The organism is Blastococcus saxobsidens (assembly GCF_010682065.1).
In the GTDB taxonomy this organism is placed as follows: Bacteria; Actinomycetota; Actinomycetes; order Mycobacteriales; family Geodermatophilaceae; genus Blastococcus; species Blastococcus saxobsidens_B.
In genome coordinates this window covers 178952-193805 of sequence record NZ_JAAGWG010000008.1, presented here as the reverse complement: position 1 = coordinate 193805, position 14854 = coordinate 178952, and the positions used below count along the sequence as shown (strand labels likewise).

Annotated in this window: 17 protein-coding genes; 10 read left to right on the top strand and 7 right to left on the bottom strand. The window is 71.3% G+C overall.

Features of this window, described 5'->3' with window-relative positions; all coding sequences use genetic code 11:
- Positions 1–67: 67 nt before the first annotated feature.
- From GCU60_RS07275 to GCU60_RS07245, 7 genes are all read right to left on the bottom strand, one after another.
- Positions 68–1171 (bottom strand): flagellar biosynthesis protein FliA, encoded by a 1104-nt coding sequence (locus GCU60_RS07275; RefSeq protein ID WP_163203652.1) that lies wholly within the window; start codon positions 1169–1171, stop codon positions 68–70.
- Between the two features lie 70 nt (positions 1172–1241).
- A complete protein-coding gene (locus tag GCU60_RS07270; RefSeq protein WP_163203650.1) occupies positions 1242–1748 on the bottom strand; it encodes a hypothetical protein in 507 nt (168 codons plus the stop codon).
- Positions 1749–1949: 201 nt separating this feature from the next.
- A complete protein-coding gene (csrA, locus tag GCU60_RS22055; RefSeq protein ID WP_430537410.1) occupies positions 1950–2261 on the bottom strand; it encodes a carbon storage regulator CsrA in 312 nt (103 codons plus the stop codon).
- An 87-nt stretch (positions 2262–2348) separates the two neighbouring features.
- Positions 2349–2798: a flagellar assembly protein FliW gene (gene fliW, locus GCU60_RS07260; RefSeq protein ID WP_163203648.1), complete on the bottom strand. Its 450-nt coding sequence runs from the start codon at positions 2796–2798 to the stop codon at positions 2349–2351.
- Positions 2798–3688, bottom strand: a complete 891-nt coding sequence (gene flgL, locus GCU60_RS07255; protein WP_163203646.1) for a flagellar hook-associated protein FlgL — start codon at positions 3686–3688, stop codon at positions 2798–2800. Before flgL ends, fliW begins: the two co-directional genes overlap by 1 nt.
- Before the next feature lie 5 nt (positions 3689–3693).
- On the bottom strand, positions 3694–5091 hold the full coding sequence (gene flgK / locus GCU60_RS07250; protein WP_163203643.1) for a flagellar hook-associated protein FlgK: 1398 nt from the start codon (positions 5089–5091) through the stop codon (positions 3694–3696).
- Positions 5092–5164: 73 nt separating this feature from the next.
- Complete coding sequence (locus GCU60_RS07245) at positions 5165–5659, bottom strand: flagellar protein FlgN (RefSeq protein WP_345770455.1); 495 nt, start codon at positions 5657–5659, stop codon at positions 5165–5167.
- A 334-nt stretch (positions 5660–5993) separates the two neighbouring features.
- Between GCU60_RS07245 and GCU60_RS07240 the strand changes: the two genes are divergently transcribed.
- From GCU60_RS07240 to fliF, 10 genes are all read left to right on the top strand, one after another.
- Entirely contained in the window at positions 5994–6887 is an 894-nt protein-coding gene (locus GCU60_RS07240) for a sigma-70 family RNA polymerase sigma factor (protein ID WP_345770454.1), read from the top strand.
- Between the two features lie 66 nt (positions 6888–6953).
- Positions 6954–8027 (top strand): glycosyltransferase family protein, encoded by a 1074-nt coding sequence (locus GCU60_RS07235; RefSeq protein ID WP_163203639.1) that lies wholly within the window; start codon positions 6954–6956, stop codon positions 8025–8027.
- Between the two features lie 152 nt (positions 8028–8179).
- Positions 8180–9361 (top strand): flagellin, encoded by a 1182-nt coding sequence (locus GCU60_RS20965; RefSeq protein WP_163203637.1) that lies wholly within the window; start codon positions 8180–8182, stop codon positions 9359–9361.
- Positions 9362–9471: 110 nt separating this feature from the next.
- A complete protein-coding gene (gene fliD, locus GCU60_RS07225; RefSeq protein ID WP_163203635.1) occupies positions 9472–10875 on the top strand; it encodes a flagellar filament capping protein FliD in 1404 nt (467 codons plus the stop codon).
- A gap of 43 nt (positions 10876–10918) precedes the next feature.
- Entirely contained in the window at positions 10919–11305 is a 387-nt protein-coding gene (fliS, locus tag GCU60_RS07220) for a flagellar export chaperone FliS (protein ID WP_163203633.1), read from the top strand.
- Complete coding sequence (locus GCU60_RS07215; RefSeq protein WP_239520565.1) at positions 11302–11658, top strand: hypothetical protein; 357 nt, start codon at positions 11302–11304, stop codon at positions 11656–11658. Before fliS ends, GCU60_RS07215 begins: the two co-directional genes overlap by 4 nt.
- 463 nt (positions 11659–12121) lie before the next feature.
- Positions 12122–12469, top strand: a complete 348-nt coding sequence (locus GCU60_RS07210) for a flagellar basal body rod protein FlgB (RefSeq protein WP_163203631.1) — start codon at positions 12122–12124, stop codon at positions 12467–12469.
- A 2-nt stretch (positions 12470–12471) separates the two neighbouring features.
- Positions 12472–12876, top strand: a complete 405-nt coding sequence (gene flgC / locus GCU60_RS07205) for a flagellar basal body rod protein FlgC (protein ID WP_163203629.1) — start codon at positions 12472–12474, stop codon at positions 12874–12876.
- On the top strand, positions 12876–13190 hold the full coding sequence (locus GCU60_RS07200; protein ID WP_163203627.1) for a flagellar hook-basal body complex protein FliE: 315 nt from the start codon (positions 12876–12878) through the stop codon (positions 13188–13190). Before flgC ends, GCU60_RS07200 begins: the two co-directional genes overlap by 1 nt.
- On the top strand, positions 13190–14785 hold the full coding sequence (gene fliF / locus GCU60_RS07195) for a flagellar basal-body MS-ring/collar protein FliF (RefSeq protein WP_163203625.1): 1596 nt from the start codon (positions 13190–13192) through the stop codon (positions 14783–14785). The genes GCU60_RS07200 and fliF overlap by 1 nt, the downstream gene beginning before the upstream one ends.
- The last annotated feature ends 69 nt before the right edge of the window (positions 14786–14854 follow it).

Here is a 14854-nt window from a genome sequence, read left to right as displayed (position 1 = left end):
AAGACCCGAGGTCAGTCAGTCGCTGAGTCAGGAACGACCGCTGCGGGGCTCGCCTACATCCTCACTGTCAGTCGGCGAGCTCGGCCAGGCGGTGCTTGAGGGACTTCTCCACCCGGTCGGCGTAGACGTTCATGTTGCGCACCGACGTGTTGAGGTCCGACGACAGCTGCGTCTTGGTCTGCCCACCCCACGTGGTCAGGTACCAGGTGGCCCAGCCGAGCACGTTGGGCTGCCCGGCGCGCTGGTCCCGGCGGGCCTCGGGGTCCGGCGCGCAGGCGGCGGTGAGGGCGTGCGAGAGCAGCGTCTGCTCGGCCTCCCCCATGATCTCGTCGGGGGCCTCCGAGGAGTCGGGCAGCAGCACCTCGGTGGCGTCCGGCGTGCCGTCCAGCGACTGGAGGTTCCGCAGGCCGTTGAGCGTGGCCACCGTCTGCGAGTTCTTCCGCAGGGTTGCGACCGACTGCCCCATGTAGGCGGCCAGCTCCTTCTCGGTGGGCCGCCGCTGGTGCTCGGCCATGAAGGCCGCGACCGCCTTCTGCTGCTTGTGCTCGGTGTCCGCGGCCGTCCGCCCGTGGGCGTTGCGACCCAGGTCGTGCACCCACTTGGAGAGCTGGGTGGCCAGGAAGGCCCCGAACGGCACCGACTTGGTCTCGTCGTACTGCGCGACAGCCTTGAGGACCCACTCGAAGACCTGCTGACCGAGGTCGTCGGGGTCCGGGAGGTGCAGCCGGATGGTGCTCATGTTCCGCTGCAGCCGCTTGAGACTGACCGGCCCGTAGTGCCGGCACAGGTCCGCGAGGAACTCCGGCGGCAGGTCCCGGGGAGCCCGGCGACGGACGTCGGTCTCGGCGCGCAGGCCGATCGTGGTGATACCCGCGCCGGCGCACCAGGCCTTCACCCAGTCGGCCAGCACCGCAGCCGAGCCGCAGGCGCCGTCGACCCGGTAGAGGCCGTCACCGTGGTCGTAGCTGACCGTCACGCCCGCGGGGAGCTCGCTGCGGAACGTCGCGAGGGACAGCTCCTGGTCGGTGCGGAAGTGCACCCGGTCGCGCGGGGTGATGGGCGCGAGCGCCCACCCCTCGGCCTCCGGGATGCCCCCGAACACGAGGGGCTGGCGGATGCGGGATCGGTCGTCGGCGGTCGTCGGGATCTCCGACGGGAAGCGGTCGGGCATCGGTACTCCTGGCAGTACGGGGAAGAAAGGGGTCCCGGGAAGCCGGAACCCCGTAGTGCACGGGAGGCCGTCAGGCCGAGATGCGCTCCCCGGCACCGGGGAGGCGAGGCGTGGGCACCTGAACCGCAGGTGCCGACGTGCCGGGCAGGGCGTCGCCGAGGTCGGCGACGAGGTCCTCGACGCGGGCGGTGCCCGCGGCGAGACGGTCGAACATCGCCGTGGCGGCCGCGCGCTCGGCGGCGCTGGGCTCGGCGGTGTAGACGGGCATGTGGTCGTACAGCGACGTGAACATCGCCGACACGAAGGCGTAGGCCGCCTGCGCCTGCGGCGAGAACTTCGCGATCGCGGTGCGCGGACCGAGGTCGATGCCCACGGTCACGCGGACGACGCGGTCGTCCTTGCTCAGCCCGGTGACGGTGACGGCCACGTCCTCGTGCTCGGCGGCCAGCGTCGCCAGCGCCGCCAGGCACTTGCGCGTGGCGCCGCGTCGCGGTCGCAGCTGCACGTGGACCACCACGGACTCCGACTCACCGGTCTGGTCGCCGGCCACCGAAGTAGTGAATGCGTTGCGTGCCATGTTGATCGCCCCCTGTCACTTGCTTGGGGAGAAATCTGCCGCATGCACGGCCCGAACACGGCACACAACTCGCTGTGTCTGACGCAGTTGTGAGACCGAAGCTTCGGCAATAGTTGCCTGTGTCGCAGCCTGGTCAGCTGGTGTGACCGTCAACTTGGCACGGTATGACGAGGGATGACCCCTCGTGCTGGTGCAGTTCTGTCAGTCGATCCGGCGCGCCGTCCGTGCGTCCTGTCCCGCGGCCGTGGCCGGCTGCTCCTCGCCCGCCGGGGCCTCCGTGGCAGGGGCCGTCGGCGCGAACGCGGCGAGGGCGCCGAGCGTGTCCGCGGTGACCTGCGCGGCGAGGAGGTTCGCCTCGGCGATCTGCCGGTAGACCTCTTCGCGGTGGATGGCGACCTCGCGCGGGGCCTTGAAGCCCAGTCGCACGGTTCCGCCCCGCACCTCGACGACGTGGATCTCGATGTCGTCGCCGATGCGGATGGTCTCACCGACGCTGCGGGTGAGTGTGAGCACGTGTACCCCTCCATGGGTGTGTGATGGCCGTCCTGGCAGTGCCCGCCGGTGCGGGCGTGGGCCGCTGCGGGAGCGGCGCTCTAGAGGTTATCGGCGCAGGCGCCGCCGAAGAGGAAGGGACGAGTCGGTCTGCACGACCTGCCGGGCCCGGTGCGTCGAGGGGGCGACGACCACCGGGGCACGGAGATTGGCGGTGGCCTCGGCGGCATCGCCGCCGGGCACGCTGACCAGGCACAGGATCTGCGCCTGGGAGGCGTCGTCCAGACCGAGCTCCGCGCGGACCGCCGCGGGCACCACCGGCCGGTAGTCCGGGAAGAACTCCCGGGCCGGCACCGCCAGGAACCGCGGGCCGTCGGGGGCGACGGACTGCAGCCAGAAGAGCAGGCCGGCGGTGTCCCCGGGGACCAGGACGTAGTCCCGGTGGCCGGGGAAGCCCGGCACCGGCTCGGCGAAGGACAGCACCTGGACCGGGGGCGGAGCCGGTGCCGTCGTCGTCGCCGGCCCGGCGACCGGGGCGGTGGTGGTGGGTGCGGACATCAGCGCAGGTAGTCCATCAGCGTGGGGCTGATCGCCTTGGCCGTGGCCGACAGCGCCGCCTGGTAGGCGGTCTGCTGCATCTGCAGCTTCATGATCGTGTTCGGCAGGTCGATGTTCTCCACCTCGGCCAGGCGGGAGTCCAGTGCGAGGCCCTGGTCCATGGTGATCTGCGCCTCGCGGTCGATGCGCGCCGAGCGGGCACCGACGTCGGCGACCCCCGACTTCATCCGGTCCATGACCAGGTCGAGGTCGGCGAGGTCCGTCTCCAGCGCGTCGGGCGCGTTCTCGAGGTTGCCGGCGATCCGGGCGACGAGGGAGAACAGGTCGTTCCCACCCGCCTCGAAGGCCTCCGGACCGGAGATGTCGACCCGGACCGACTCGGTGCTGGACACCCGGCGCGCCATCTCGGTCCCCGGGCCGGCGATGCCCAGGTAGGCGCCGGTGTCGGAGTCGTAGGCCCGCTGCCCCGCGGTGATGCCGCCGAACATCGGCCGCCCCGCGACGGTGGTGTTGGCCAGCCCCAGCAGGCTCTCCCGCAGGGCCGCGGTCTCGGTGGCCAGGGCCTTGCGGCTGGAGTCCGACATGGCACCGCTGTTGGAGCCCTGCACCGTCAGGTCGCGGACCTTGCGGGTCACGTCGAGCATCTGGCGCAGCGTCGAGTCGGTCTGGTTCAGCCAGCTCTGCCCGTCGGAGATGTTCCGCGCGTACTGGGCCGTCGCGTCCTGGTCGGCCCGCGTCTGCATGGCGCGGTTCGTGCCGGTCGGCGAGTCCGAGGGCGCGTTGAGCATCCGCCCGGAGGTGAGCTGCTCCTGCAGCCTGCCCAGGGAGTCCAGGTTCCGGTTGAGGCCCTGGAGGCTGGTGAGCGCGACGGCGCGCTGGGTGATCCGCATCCCGATCAGCGCCCCACGAGCCCGGTGCGGTTGATCAGCACGTCGAGCGCCTCGTCGAGCGCGGTGATCATGCGGCCCGCGGCCGCGTACGCCTGCTGGTAGGAGAGCATGTTGGTGAGTTCCTCGTCGAGGTTGACGCCGGCGACGGACTCGCGCGCGGCGTCGACCGTGGTGGTGATGCTTCCCTGGATGTCGAGGTTGCGCTGGGACACCGCCGACTGGACGCCCAGCTCGACGATCATCTTCCGGTAGCCGGCGTCGACGCCGGCCGTGGTCGCCAGCTGCGCGAGCTTGTCGGCGTTCTTGCGGTCGAGGTTCGGGCCCCCCGGCACGCCGGACGCGGCGATCCGGTCGCCGCTGGTGATCATCACGGTGATGTTGGCCGCGGTGATCGGACTGCCGTCGGCGGTGCCGAACACCGGCCCGCCGGCCGTGCCGGTGAGGTCGTAACCCTCGCTGTGCGCGGTGTTCATGGCCGTCGCCAGGCCGGCCGCGAGCGAGTCGAGCTGGCCGCGGTAGCCGGGGATGATCGTGTTCAGGGCATTGAGCTGGCCGCCGGCGGTGCCCCCGACGCGCACGCTGAAGTCTCCGACGGAGGTGGTGATCCGCAGCGGGTCGGTGCCGGTCGTGTCCGGGTCGATCGAGCCCTTCAGCTCGAACTTCGTCGCCGAGCCGCCGGACACCAGGGTCATCCCGCCGACGACGACGTCGAGCAGGCCGTCCTTGCCGTGGCGGACCGTGGCGCCCATCTGGTCGGCCAGCTTCATGACCAGGACGTCGCGCTGGTCGGCCAGGTCGTTGGCGGGCAGGTTGCTCTGCGTGGCCCGCTGGATCGCCACGTTGAGGGAGGCGATGGTGTTCGCGGCGGCGTTGACGTCGTCGACGAGCACGGAGAGGTTGTCCCGCGTCTGCGTCCACTGCCCGCCGAGCTGCTCCTGGCTGAAGTGCAGGCCGCCGGCCAGCGTCTCCAGCCGCTTGAGCACCTGGCCGCGGGCGGCCGTGTCGGCGGGGTTGTTGGCGACGTCCTGCCAGCCGCTCCACACCTCGGAGAGCATCTTCTGGATGCCGGTGGTGCCGGGCTCCCGGAAGGCCTGCTCGATCAGCTCGTAGGAGTCGGTCTCGGCCACGAGGCGGGTGTGGTTGGCGTGCTCGGTGTGCCCGCGGCCCTCGAGGAAGGCGTCCCGGATGCGCATGACGTCGTCGGCGTTGACGCCCTGGCCGATGCCGCTGCTGGTCGAGAAGAACGCCGGGACGGCGCTGCCGCCGATGGCGTTGAAGTCGACCCGCTGGCGGGAGTAGCCGTCGGTGTTGACGTTGGCGATGTTCTGGCCGGTGACGTCGAGGCCCCGGCGGTTCGCCCAGAGGGCGGTGGTGGCGGCGTTGAGTCCGGAGAAGGTGCTCACCTGGTCTCCTCACTGGCGCTCGTCGTCTGCGTTCGCAGGGCTGCTGTGCTCATCGGTGACCTCGCGAGCTCGCTCACAGGGCTCCGTCCAGGGTCACGGCGCGGGAGGTGCCGTCGGAGTGACGGCCGGTGGCGCCGTAGGTGCCGGCCGAGGGGGTGCGCACCTGCAGCAGGGCGTCGCCGATGGCCGACAGGCCACCCTCGATCAGCTCGCGGTTGGCGTCGGAGAGGCTGCGCAGCTCGGTGACGAGCACGAGCAGCGCCTCGTGGTGCTTGGCGTAGAGGTCGTTCCACGGGGCGGGAGCCACCTCGGCCACCTGCCGCAGCGAGGGGTTGGTGCCGATGCCCAGGTGCTGGGCCACGATCTCGGTGGCCGCCGCGCGCTCCACCTCGAGGGTGCGCAGCTGGTCGAGCACGACCTCGATCTCGTGGGCGATGCGCTGCAGCCAGCGCGTCTTGCCGGAGAGGATCAGGTACTGCTTCTCCTCGGCCTTGAACAGCAGGAGGTCCAGGAGCTCCTGCTCCCGCCACAGCAACGTCGACAGGTGCTGGTAGTCCACTCCGTCCACCGCCTTCCGTCGTCTCGCTCGTCGTCCCGCGGCCGGCCCGACCGGAGGGCCGGGCACGGAACCGCTGTCGGAGCTGCCATCGGCACCCGTTCGAGGGGGGTTGAGCCGAAGCGCGGAACTGGCGCTCAAGTTCGCCCGGAAATCTGCCGACGGGTGGTGCCGACCACGCCCCGGCCCGCCGAGAGATACGGACGTGACCCCAGTCCGATCCCTCGCGACCGAGCGTTCCCTGCGTGACCGGTCCGCGCACGACCGGCCGCTGCGTGAACGACCCCAGAACGGCCGGGTGCCCGCCCCGGTCCCGGGGCGGTCCCCGGCGGAGGTGGATGCGCTCGTGACCGAGCACCTGCCACTGGCCGCCTTCGCCGTCAACGCGGTGGCCTCGCGCATCTCGCTGCCCAGCCACGTCAGCCGCGAGGACCTGCTGTCCTGCGCGCACGTGGCCCTCGTCGAGGTCGCCCGCCGCTTCGATCCCACGGCCGGCGCCTCCTTCGCCACCTATGCACTCGCCCGCCTGCAGGGCGCCGTGCTCGACGAGCTGCGCTCCGGTGACTGGGCGAGCCGATCGGTGCGGGCGGCCGCGCGGCGCACCGACGCCGCCGCCGACGCGCTGACCATCAGCCTCGGCCGGCCCCCCACGCGGGAGGAGCTGGCCGACCGGCTCGGGGTGCCGCGCAGCGAGCTCGACCACCTGCAGGTCGACGTCCACCGCGCCGTCATGGTGAGCATCGACGCCGAGTCCGGGCCGGACGGCACCTCCCTCGACCTGCCCGACACCGGCGAGTCGCCCGAGCGCGCACTCCTGCGCGGCGAACGGGCCCGCCACCTGCACGAGGCCATCCGCGCGCTGCCCGATCGCCTGGACGAGGTCATCGAGCGCAATTTCTTCGGTGATGAATCCCTGACCGACATCGCGGAAGACCTCGGGGTCACCCTGTCGCGCGTCTCGCAGATGCGTGCGCGGGCGCTGACCCTGCTGCACGCCGCGATGGGCGAGATCTGGGAGGGCACCCCGGTGCCGGCCGCCGGCGGGGTCCGGGCCCGCAACCAGCAGCGCAGCTACCTGGAGCGGCTGACCGGCCGTCCCGGAGCCGCCACTGCCCCGGCCGCCGCCACGTCCCCGGCCGCTGCCACTCCCCCGGCCGCCGTTCCGACGGCCCCGCCGCTCCCCCGTCAGCGCGCCCGCTGGCTGACGCCGGAGAACGAGGCGTCCCGCCGCCCCGCCTGACCGCCCCGCACTCCCGAACGAACTCCAGCCCCTCGAGGGGCCACCCGCCTGAGAGGTCTGCTCTTCATGAAGGTCCTAGTGATGCACAACGGGCAGGACGCCCAGGACTACTACCGCGTCCGGGAGCCCGTCCGGGCCATCAGGGAGGCCGGGCTCGGCATCGAGATCGAGACCGCCCGCGGCATCACCACGACGATGACCCGGCCGACCGACGGCAGCGAGCCGGAGGTGTACGACGCCGACGCCCGCGACGCCGACGTCGTGGTCCTCCAGCTGCCCAAGACCGACGCCATGCTGCAGACGATCCGGGTCCTCCAGGCCAAGGGCGTCGCCGTCGTCGTCGAGATGGACGACCTGCTCTCCGCCGTCCCCTACGGGCACCTCGCCCACCAGGCGCTGGTCCGCAAGGGCATGGGCCGCAAGGCCGCCGAGTGCGCCCGCGCCGCCGACCTGGTGACGACGACGACGCCCGCGCTGCTGGAGGAGTACGCCCCGCACCGTCGCGGTGTGGTCGTGCCCAACGCCGTCCCGCGCCGCGTCGCCGAGCTCCCGCCGGCCTACGAGCGCGAGCCCGGCGTCGTCACCGTCGGCTGGACCGGCAGCGTGTACAGCCACCCCTACGACCTGCAGGAGATGGGGTCGGGCCTGCAGCAGGCGCTCGACGCCACTCGCGGGAGCAGCCGGTTCACCGTGATCGGCCAGGTGGGTGACGCCCGGGAGCGGCTGCGGCTGTCCGAGGAGCCTGCCGAGGTGCCGTGGGTGGAGGGCGTGGACGCCTACACCCGGGCGATCGGCGAGCACTTCGACCTCGGCCTCGCCCCGCTGCGCATCGACCGGTTCAACACCTGCAAGAGCTGGCTCAAGGCGCTGGAGTACGCCGCGCGGGGCGTGCCGTTCGTCCGGTCCGCCACCGCCGACTACGAGCGGCTCGGCCTCGGCTGGCGCGCGAAGTCGCCGAAGGACTGGGCCAAGGCGCTCACCTCGCTGATCCGCGACCGCGACCGCCGGACGGAGCAGGCGATCGCCGCCCGCGAGACGGTGCTGGCCTCCCACCTCACCGAGCACACCGTCGACCTGTGGGTCGGCGCCTGGCAGCAGGCGCTGGACAACCGGGCCGGCAGCCGCCGCCGGTACGCGTGACGCGCGGGACACACCCGATCTGACGAACACGGGTCATTTTCTGACCCGTTCGCCTCAAGTCCCCCCGGCCCCCGGCCGTAGTAGTCCATGCACGGCCCGCAGCACGGATGCAGCGGGAACCCCCAGTACGACCCCGTCCAAGGAGGATCACCATGGGTCTGCGCGTCAACAACAACATCGCGGCGCTCAACGCTTACCGCAACCTGTCCATCACCGATGGCCAGATGAGCAAGTCGCTCGAGAAGCTCTCCTCGGGCTTCCGCATCAACCGCGCGGCCGACGACGCCGCCGGTCTCGCCATCTCTGAGGGCCTGCGCTCCCAGATCGGTGGTCTCAAGGTCGCCGTCCGCAACACCCAGGACGGCGTGTCGGTCGTGCAGACCGCTGAAGGTGCGCTCACCGAGACGCACAGCATCCTCCAGCGCATGCGCGACCTGACGGTCCAGGCCAGCAACGACGGTGGTCTGAACGCCGACGCCAAGAAGAACATCCAGTCGGAGATGAGCCAGCTCAAGAACGAGCTGACCCGCATCTCGGACACGACGACCTTCAACGGCACCAAGCTGCTCGACGGCAAGTACGAGGGCAAGTTCCAGGTCGGCGCCAACGCCGGCGAGCAGATCCAGGTCAAGATCAGCACCGCCATGGGTGCCTCCGGCCTGGGTGTCAGCGGCGTGGACGTCACCAAGACCGCGCAGGGCATCACCGCCACCACGGTCGCGGCGACGTCGGCCTCGGCCTCCAACACCGCGGCCACGGTCACCGTTGCCGCCGCCACGGCGAACTCCGGCCTGGCCGAGGACTTCGCCAAGCTGAACGGCACGCTGACCCTCAACGGCAAGTCCCTGGACCTGTCGTCGGTCAGCTACGACGCCACCGCCGGTAGCGCCGCCCGCATGACCGCCCTGAACACCGCCCTCACCAACACCTTCGGTGGGGACGTCACGGCGGCCTCGGGCACCGGTGGCACGTTCGTGTTCACCGGCCCCACCCCGGGGAACGGCCTCACGGCCGACGAGCTGGCCACCAAGCAGCTGACCTTCACCCAGAGCACTGGTGCCACCAAGGCTCTGAAGGACATCGACGCGGCCATCAAGACGGTCTCGACCACGCGCGCCGACCTGGGTGCGCTGCAGAACCGGTTCGACCACACGATCAACAACCTCAACGTCTCGGTCGAGAACCTGACCGCGTCGGAGAGCCGCATCCGTGACGCCGACATGGCGCAGGAGATGGTCCAGTTCACCCGGAACCAGATCCTGTCCCAGGCCGGTACCTCGATGCTCGCGCAGGCCAACCAGGCCTCGCAGGGTGTCCTCTCGCTGCTCCGCTGATCCCAGCTGAGTAGCTGAGGAAGACCTCAGCACCACCCGGGTGAGGGGGGAGGCCCTGCGGCCTCCCCCCTCACTCACACCCGCCCCCGAAGCAGACCAGGAGGAACCGCATGGCAGGCATGAGCGTCGACGGCCTGGTCTCCGGACTCGGCACCACGGACCTGATCAACAAGCTCGTCTCCGCCGAGGGCGCGTCGCAGGCAGCGCTGAAGACCCGCCTGACCGCCACGAACAACGCCGCCTCGGCCTACCGCACCGTCAACACGACCTTCCTGGCGATCACCACCGCGGCCGCCAAGCTCACCCCCGAGGCCCTGGCCAGCGCCCGCACCGCGTCGAGCAGCAGCTCCGCGGCCACCGCCACCGCCACCGCCACCGCCGTCCCGGGCAGCAAGGTCACCTTCACCGTCGAGAGCCTGGCCTCGACCCACGTTCAGATGAGCTCCAGCACCTGGAGCTCGCCGACGGCCGACGCCCGGTCCGCCGCCCAGCCGGCCTGGCCGATCGAGATCCGCAAGAGCTCCGACGGCAGCCTGGCCGGCACCATCGACATCCCCGCGGGTGCCACCCTCACCGACGCGGCGAAGGCGATCAACGACGCCGGCAAGGGCGTCACCGCCTCCATCGTCAAGCTCGGCACCGACAAGTACACCCTGCAGCTGACCAGCACCACATCCGGTGCCGACGGCAGCTTCTACGTGAAGACCGCGACCGAGGACGACATCAGCGCGGGGTCGAGCTTCACCACCCTCGCCGCCGGCAAGGACGCCTCGATCAAGTTCGGCGACGGCTTCACCGCCTCCTCCTCGACCAACACCTTCACCGACCTCATGCCCGGGCTGTCGGTCACCGTCACCAAGGCCGACTCCACGGCCCCGGTCACCATCTCGGTCGGCAACAACGACGACGCGGTCGCCGGGCAGATCCAGGCGCTGGTCGACGCGGTGAACGCCGCCGTGAGCACGGTCAAGGACTACACGAACAACGCCAAGGGCAGCACCGCTGCGCTGCGGGGCGACTTCTCGGTCGGCCAGCTCACCGGCCAGCTGCTCGACGCGGTGTCCACCGCCGTCGGGCCCGGCGGTGCGCCGTCGGTGGTCGGCCTCTCGCTGACCAAGGACGGGAAGGTCAGCTTCGACAAGTCGAAGTTCGTCACCGCCCTCCAGGAGCAGCCCGACCTGGCCAAGCGGATCATCCTCGGCACCCCCGCCTCCAACGGTGCCGACGGCGTGCCCGGCGGGACCGACGACGTCGCGGCGGTGACCGGCATCGCCGGGCGCCTCGCGCAGGTGGCGAAGAACGCCTCCGACTCCACCACCGGGACCCTGGTCTCCCTGGCCAACGGCCAGGACTCGCAGGCCAAGGACCTCAAGGCCCGCATCGACGCGTGGGATCTGCGGCTGGACAAGCGCCGCGAGACCCTCACCCGCCAGTTCACCGCCATGGAGACGGCGCTGAGCTCACTGAAGAACCAGTCCACCTGGCTGGCCGGCCAGATCAACGCGCTGGGCTGATCACGTCCGCTCGCACCGCCCCCTCGTTCCAGGAGATCCCACGATGAGTGCCGCCTCCCTCCGCGCCCGCTACCTCGGCGACTCGGTCGCGACCGCTTCGCCGCAGCAGGTGCTGGTGATGCTCTACGACCGCCTGGCCCTCGACCTCGAGCGCGCGCAGCGCGCCGTCGCCGCGGGCGACCGCCAGGAGGCCAGCGAGCAGCTGCAGCACGCCCAGGCGATCGTCTACGAGCTGCTCGCCAGCCTGCGCGTCGACGTCTGGGACGGCGGCCCGCGCCTGGCGGCCCTCTACAACTGGCTGATCAGCGAGATGCAGCAGGCCAACATCAAGCTCGACACCAACCGCATCGCCTCCTGCCGTCAGGTGGTCGAGCCCCTGCGCGACGCGTGGCGCCAGGCCGCCGCCTCGCTGGCCGGCGCGGTCTCGTGACCCAGAGTCCGGCCGCACCCGACGGGGGCGCGCCGGGCCCGGTGGACTGGGCCTCGGTGCTCACCCACCTCGAGGGCGAGGTCGTCGCCGCGGAGCAGAACATCGCGCACGGGCGGCACGAGGAGATCGCCTCGTGGGGCCGCCGCACCGAGGACTGGGTGCCGCCGTCGAGCCTCGGCCCCCTCCCCGACGACCTCCGGGAGCGCGCCGCCAGGCTGCTGCAGCACCAGCTCGCGGTGGCCGAGGAGCTCGTCGAACGGATCATGCAGTCCCAGCGGCAGCGCGACCTCGCCGCCCGCATGTCCTACGCGCCGAGCCGCCCCACGGCCGCGTTCATCGACCGGGCCCTCTGACCGACCCACCTCCCCCACCTCCCCCAGCGCCCCCGCTCCCCCCGGAGCGGGGGCGCTGTCGCGTCCGCGCCGGCCCCGTCGTGCCCTCGTCCGGGCCCGCGCACCGACCCGCCTCCCCCGCCGGGACGGGAGCCCGTCCGCCCGGGACGGGCCGACGCCCGCCGCCGGCACGTGCGCCCCACGGGTCACACCGGCCGCACCCCGCTGACCTGCAGTTCCGCGGCGGGCGCCAGGCACCACGAGTCACACGGGTGCGATCACGTCCCGGCGACCTCCTCGGGCCACTGCCGTCACCCGTTTCACCGACCGGGGGTCAACCCGCTTCCGCGCGGTGCCGATGAAGGTTCTGCACGGACAGCACCACACTTCGCCACGGATCGGCGGCCCCGCACTCGCTCGCGAGTGCTCTTCCGCCTACCCGGAGGTCGATCGTGTCCTGCTCCACCCGTCGGCGAGCCGCTCGATGATCGGCGACGTCGGCACGCCGGTCCTCAAGGCCGCGCTCGCCGGCCTCGCGCAGCGGCAGCGCGTCACCGCCGACAACATCGCGAACGTCAACACCCCCGGCTTCCTGGCCGGGCGGACCGATTTCGAGTCCTCGCTCCGCAGCGCCGTCCGCAGTGGGTCCACCCCGGAGATCTCGGGCGGCAGCACCGCGCGGTCGATGGAGCCGACCAACACCAACGGCAACAACGTGAACCTGGACGCGGAGACGGTCATCGCCACCGAGACCGGCCTGCGCTACCAGCTGGCACTCAACGCGCTCGACGGCAAGTACAACTCGATGCGCACGGCCCTGAGGACGTCCTGACCATGAGCATGTTCCAGGCACTGAGCATCTCCCAGTCCGGTCTGATGACCCACCGGAAGTGGCTCGACGCCGCCGCCGACAACATCGCCAACATCAACACGGTGCGGCGCACCGACGAGGACGCCTTCCAGGCGCGGCTCGTCGTGGCCCAGGCCGTGGACTACGGCTCCGGCGAGGGCGGCGTCCGCGTCGCTCGGGCCGAGTTCGGGGACCCCGAGGGCCGCATGGTCTACGAGCCAGACCATCCGCTGGCCGACGCCGAGGGCTACGTCAAGTACCCCGACATCGACCTGGGCGACCAGATGACCCACATGATGATGGCCCAGCGCGGCTACCAGGCGAACCTGGCCGTCGTGGAGCGGGCCACCAACGCCTACCAGGCTGCCCTCCAGCTCGGGAAGCGCTGATGACTATCCCCCTCGGCGGCATCACGCCCGTCGGGATCGGCGCCGTCACCGGCGTCGCCGGCAGCACCCGCGGCACCCCGGCGGTCGAGGGCGCGGACGGCTTCGCCGCCGTCCTGGCCACGACCTTCGACAAGCTCCAGGCCACCCAGAAGGTGACCTCCGACCTCGCAGTCCAGGCCGCCACCGGCGACCTGAAGGACGTGCACGACTACATGATCGCCAGTGCTGAGTCCGGCCTGGCGACCGAGATGGTCGTGACGATCAAGAACCAGGCCGTCGCGGCCTTCAACGAGATCATGAGGATGCAGATCTGATGAAGTCGGCACTCGCCGGGACGCTGGAGCGTGCCCGCTCCACGTTCGACACGATCAGCCTCGGGCAGAAGGTCGTCATCGGCCTCCTGCTCGCCGGGCTGGGTCTCGGCGGGTTCTTCTTCTACAGCTGGATCACCACCCCGACCCAGGCCCCGCTGTTCTCCAACCTCGCCTCCTCCGACGCCTCCGCGATCGTCGACGAGCTCAACGCCCAGGGCGTCGCCTACGAGCTCGCCGACGGCGGGGCCACGATCATGGTCGCCAAGGACGCGGTCTACGACCTGCGGCTGAGCATGAGCGGCAAGGGCCTGCCGGCCGGTGCGGACACCGGGTACGCGCTGCTGGACCAGCAGGGCATCACCACCAGCGAGTTCCAGCAGCAGGTCACCTACCAGCGCGCCCTCGAGGGCGAGCTCTCCAAGACCCTGGAGTCCCTGGCCGGCGTCAACGACGCCGTCGTCCACGTGGCACTGCCCGAGGACGAGGTCTTCGTGACCGACAAGGCCGAGCCGACCGCCTCGGTGCTGCTCGCGCTCAGCCCCGGCACCGCGCTGTCGGGGGAGCAGATCCAGGCGGTCACCAACCTGGTCTCCTCCAGCATCCAGGGCATGGACCCCGACCAGGTCACCGTCGCCGATGCCAGCGGGCGGGTGCTCTCCGCCGCCGGCGAGGGCATGTCCGCCGCGGCGGGCGACGCCAGGTCCCAGGTCGAGCAGGAGTACGAGAACCGGCTGGCCGCCAACGCCCAGAAGATCCTCGACCAGGTCGTGGGCCCCAACAACTCCGTCGTCTCCGTGCGCGCCGACGTCGACCTCTCCAAGCGCAACACCACCTCGGAGACGTACAACTACGACGAGGGCACTCCCCCGGTCTCCGAGCAGCGGGACACCGAGACCTACACCGGTGGAGGTGCCCCTGTCGGCGGCATCCTCGGCCCGGAGAACATGCCCGACGCCGCGAACAACGTCGGCGGCGGCCAGTCGAACTACGAGAAGGAGTCCACGACGGCCAACAACGCCGTCGGGAAGACCGTCGAGGTCATCGAGGGCGCCCCGGGCGAGCTCCAGCGGCTCACCGTCTCCGTCGTGATGAACGACGAGGTCGCCGGCAACCTGAACCAGCAGCAGATGACCGACCTGATGACCACCGCCGTCGGCCTGGACCCGGCCCGCGGCGACGACATCACCGTCGCGGCCATGCCGTTCGACGCCACCGCGGCCGACGCGGCGGCCGCCGCCATGGAGGCCGCCCGCGAGGCCGAGGCCAGCGAGCAGATGTGGTCCATGATCCGCACCGGCGGCATCGCGGCCGGCATCGCCCTGGTCGTCCTGATCGTGTGGCTGCGCTCCCGCCGCCGCGAGGACGACGACGACGAGGACTACGAGCCCCTCGAACTGGACGACGACATGCTCGCCGAGCTGGACCGGCTCCGGGTGGCCAGCACCCGCGAGGAGATCGCGGTCGACAACGCCGCGATGGAACTCGAGGCAGCCGAGCGCGCGAAGGTGCGGGGAGAGATCTCTTCGATGGTCAGCGAGCGTCCGGACGAGGTCGCGGCCATGCTGCGCGGCTGGTTGAGCGAGAACAAGTCGTGAACGAGCTTGCGAGCTCAGGAATGAGCAGAGCACCCATGGGCATGCGGACGCCGAGCGCCAGCGAGGTGA

Excerpts from the sequence above, each read along its gene's own strand:
- GCU60_RS07275 (WP_163203652.1), bottom strand. The coding sequence starts at position 1,171 with ATGCCCGACCGCTTCCCGTCGGAGATCCCGACGACCGCCGACGACCGA.
- GCU60_RS07270 (WP_163203650.1), bottom strand. The coding sequence starts at position 1,748 with ATGGCACGCAACGCATTCACTACTTCGGTGGCCGGCGACCAGACCGGT.
- fliW (WP_163203648.1), bottom strand. The coding sequence starts at position 2,798 with ATGTCCGCACCCACCACCACCGCCCCGGTCGCCGGGCCGGCGACGACG.
- flgL (WP_163203646.1), bottom strand. The coding sequence starts at position 3,688 with ATGCGGATCACCCAGCGCGCCGTCGCGCTCACCAGCCTCCAGGGCCTC.
- GCU60_RS07235 (WP_163203639.1), top strand. The coding sequence starts at position 6,954 with ATGAAGGTCCTAGTGATGCACAACGGGCAGGACGCCCAGGACTACTAC.
- GCU60_RS20965 (WP_163203637.1), top strand. The coding sequence starts at position 8,180 with ATGGGTCTGCGCGTCAACAACAACATCGCGGCGCTCAACGCTTACCGC.
- fliD (WP_163203635.1), top strand. The coding sequence starts at position 9,472 with ATGGCAGGCATGAGCGTCGACGGCCTGGTCTCCGGACTCGGCACCACG.
- fliS (WP_163203633.1), top strand. The coding sequence starts at position 10,919 with ATGAGTGCCGCCTCCCTCCGCGCCCGCTACCTCGGCGACTCGGTCGCG.
- GCU60_RS07210 (WP_163203631.1), top strand. The coding sequence starts at position 12,122 with ATGATCGGCGACGTCGGCACGCCGGTCCTCAAGGCCGCGCTCGCCGGC.
- flgC (WP_163203629.1), top strand. The coding sequence starts at position 12,472 with ATGAGCATGTTCCAGGCACTGAGCATCTCCCAGTCCGGTCTGATGACC.
- GCU60_RS07200 (WP_163203627.1), top strand. The coding sequence starts at position 12,876 with ATGACTATCCCCCTCGGCGGCATCACGCCCGTCGGGATCGGCGCCGTC.
- fliF (WP_163203625.1), top strand. The coding sequence starts at position 13,190 with ATGAAGTCGGCACTCGCCGGGACGCTGGAGCGTGCCCGCTCCACGTTC.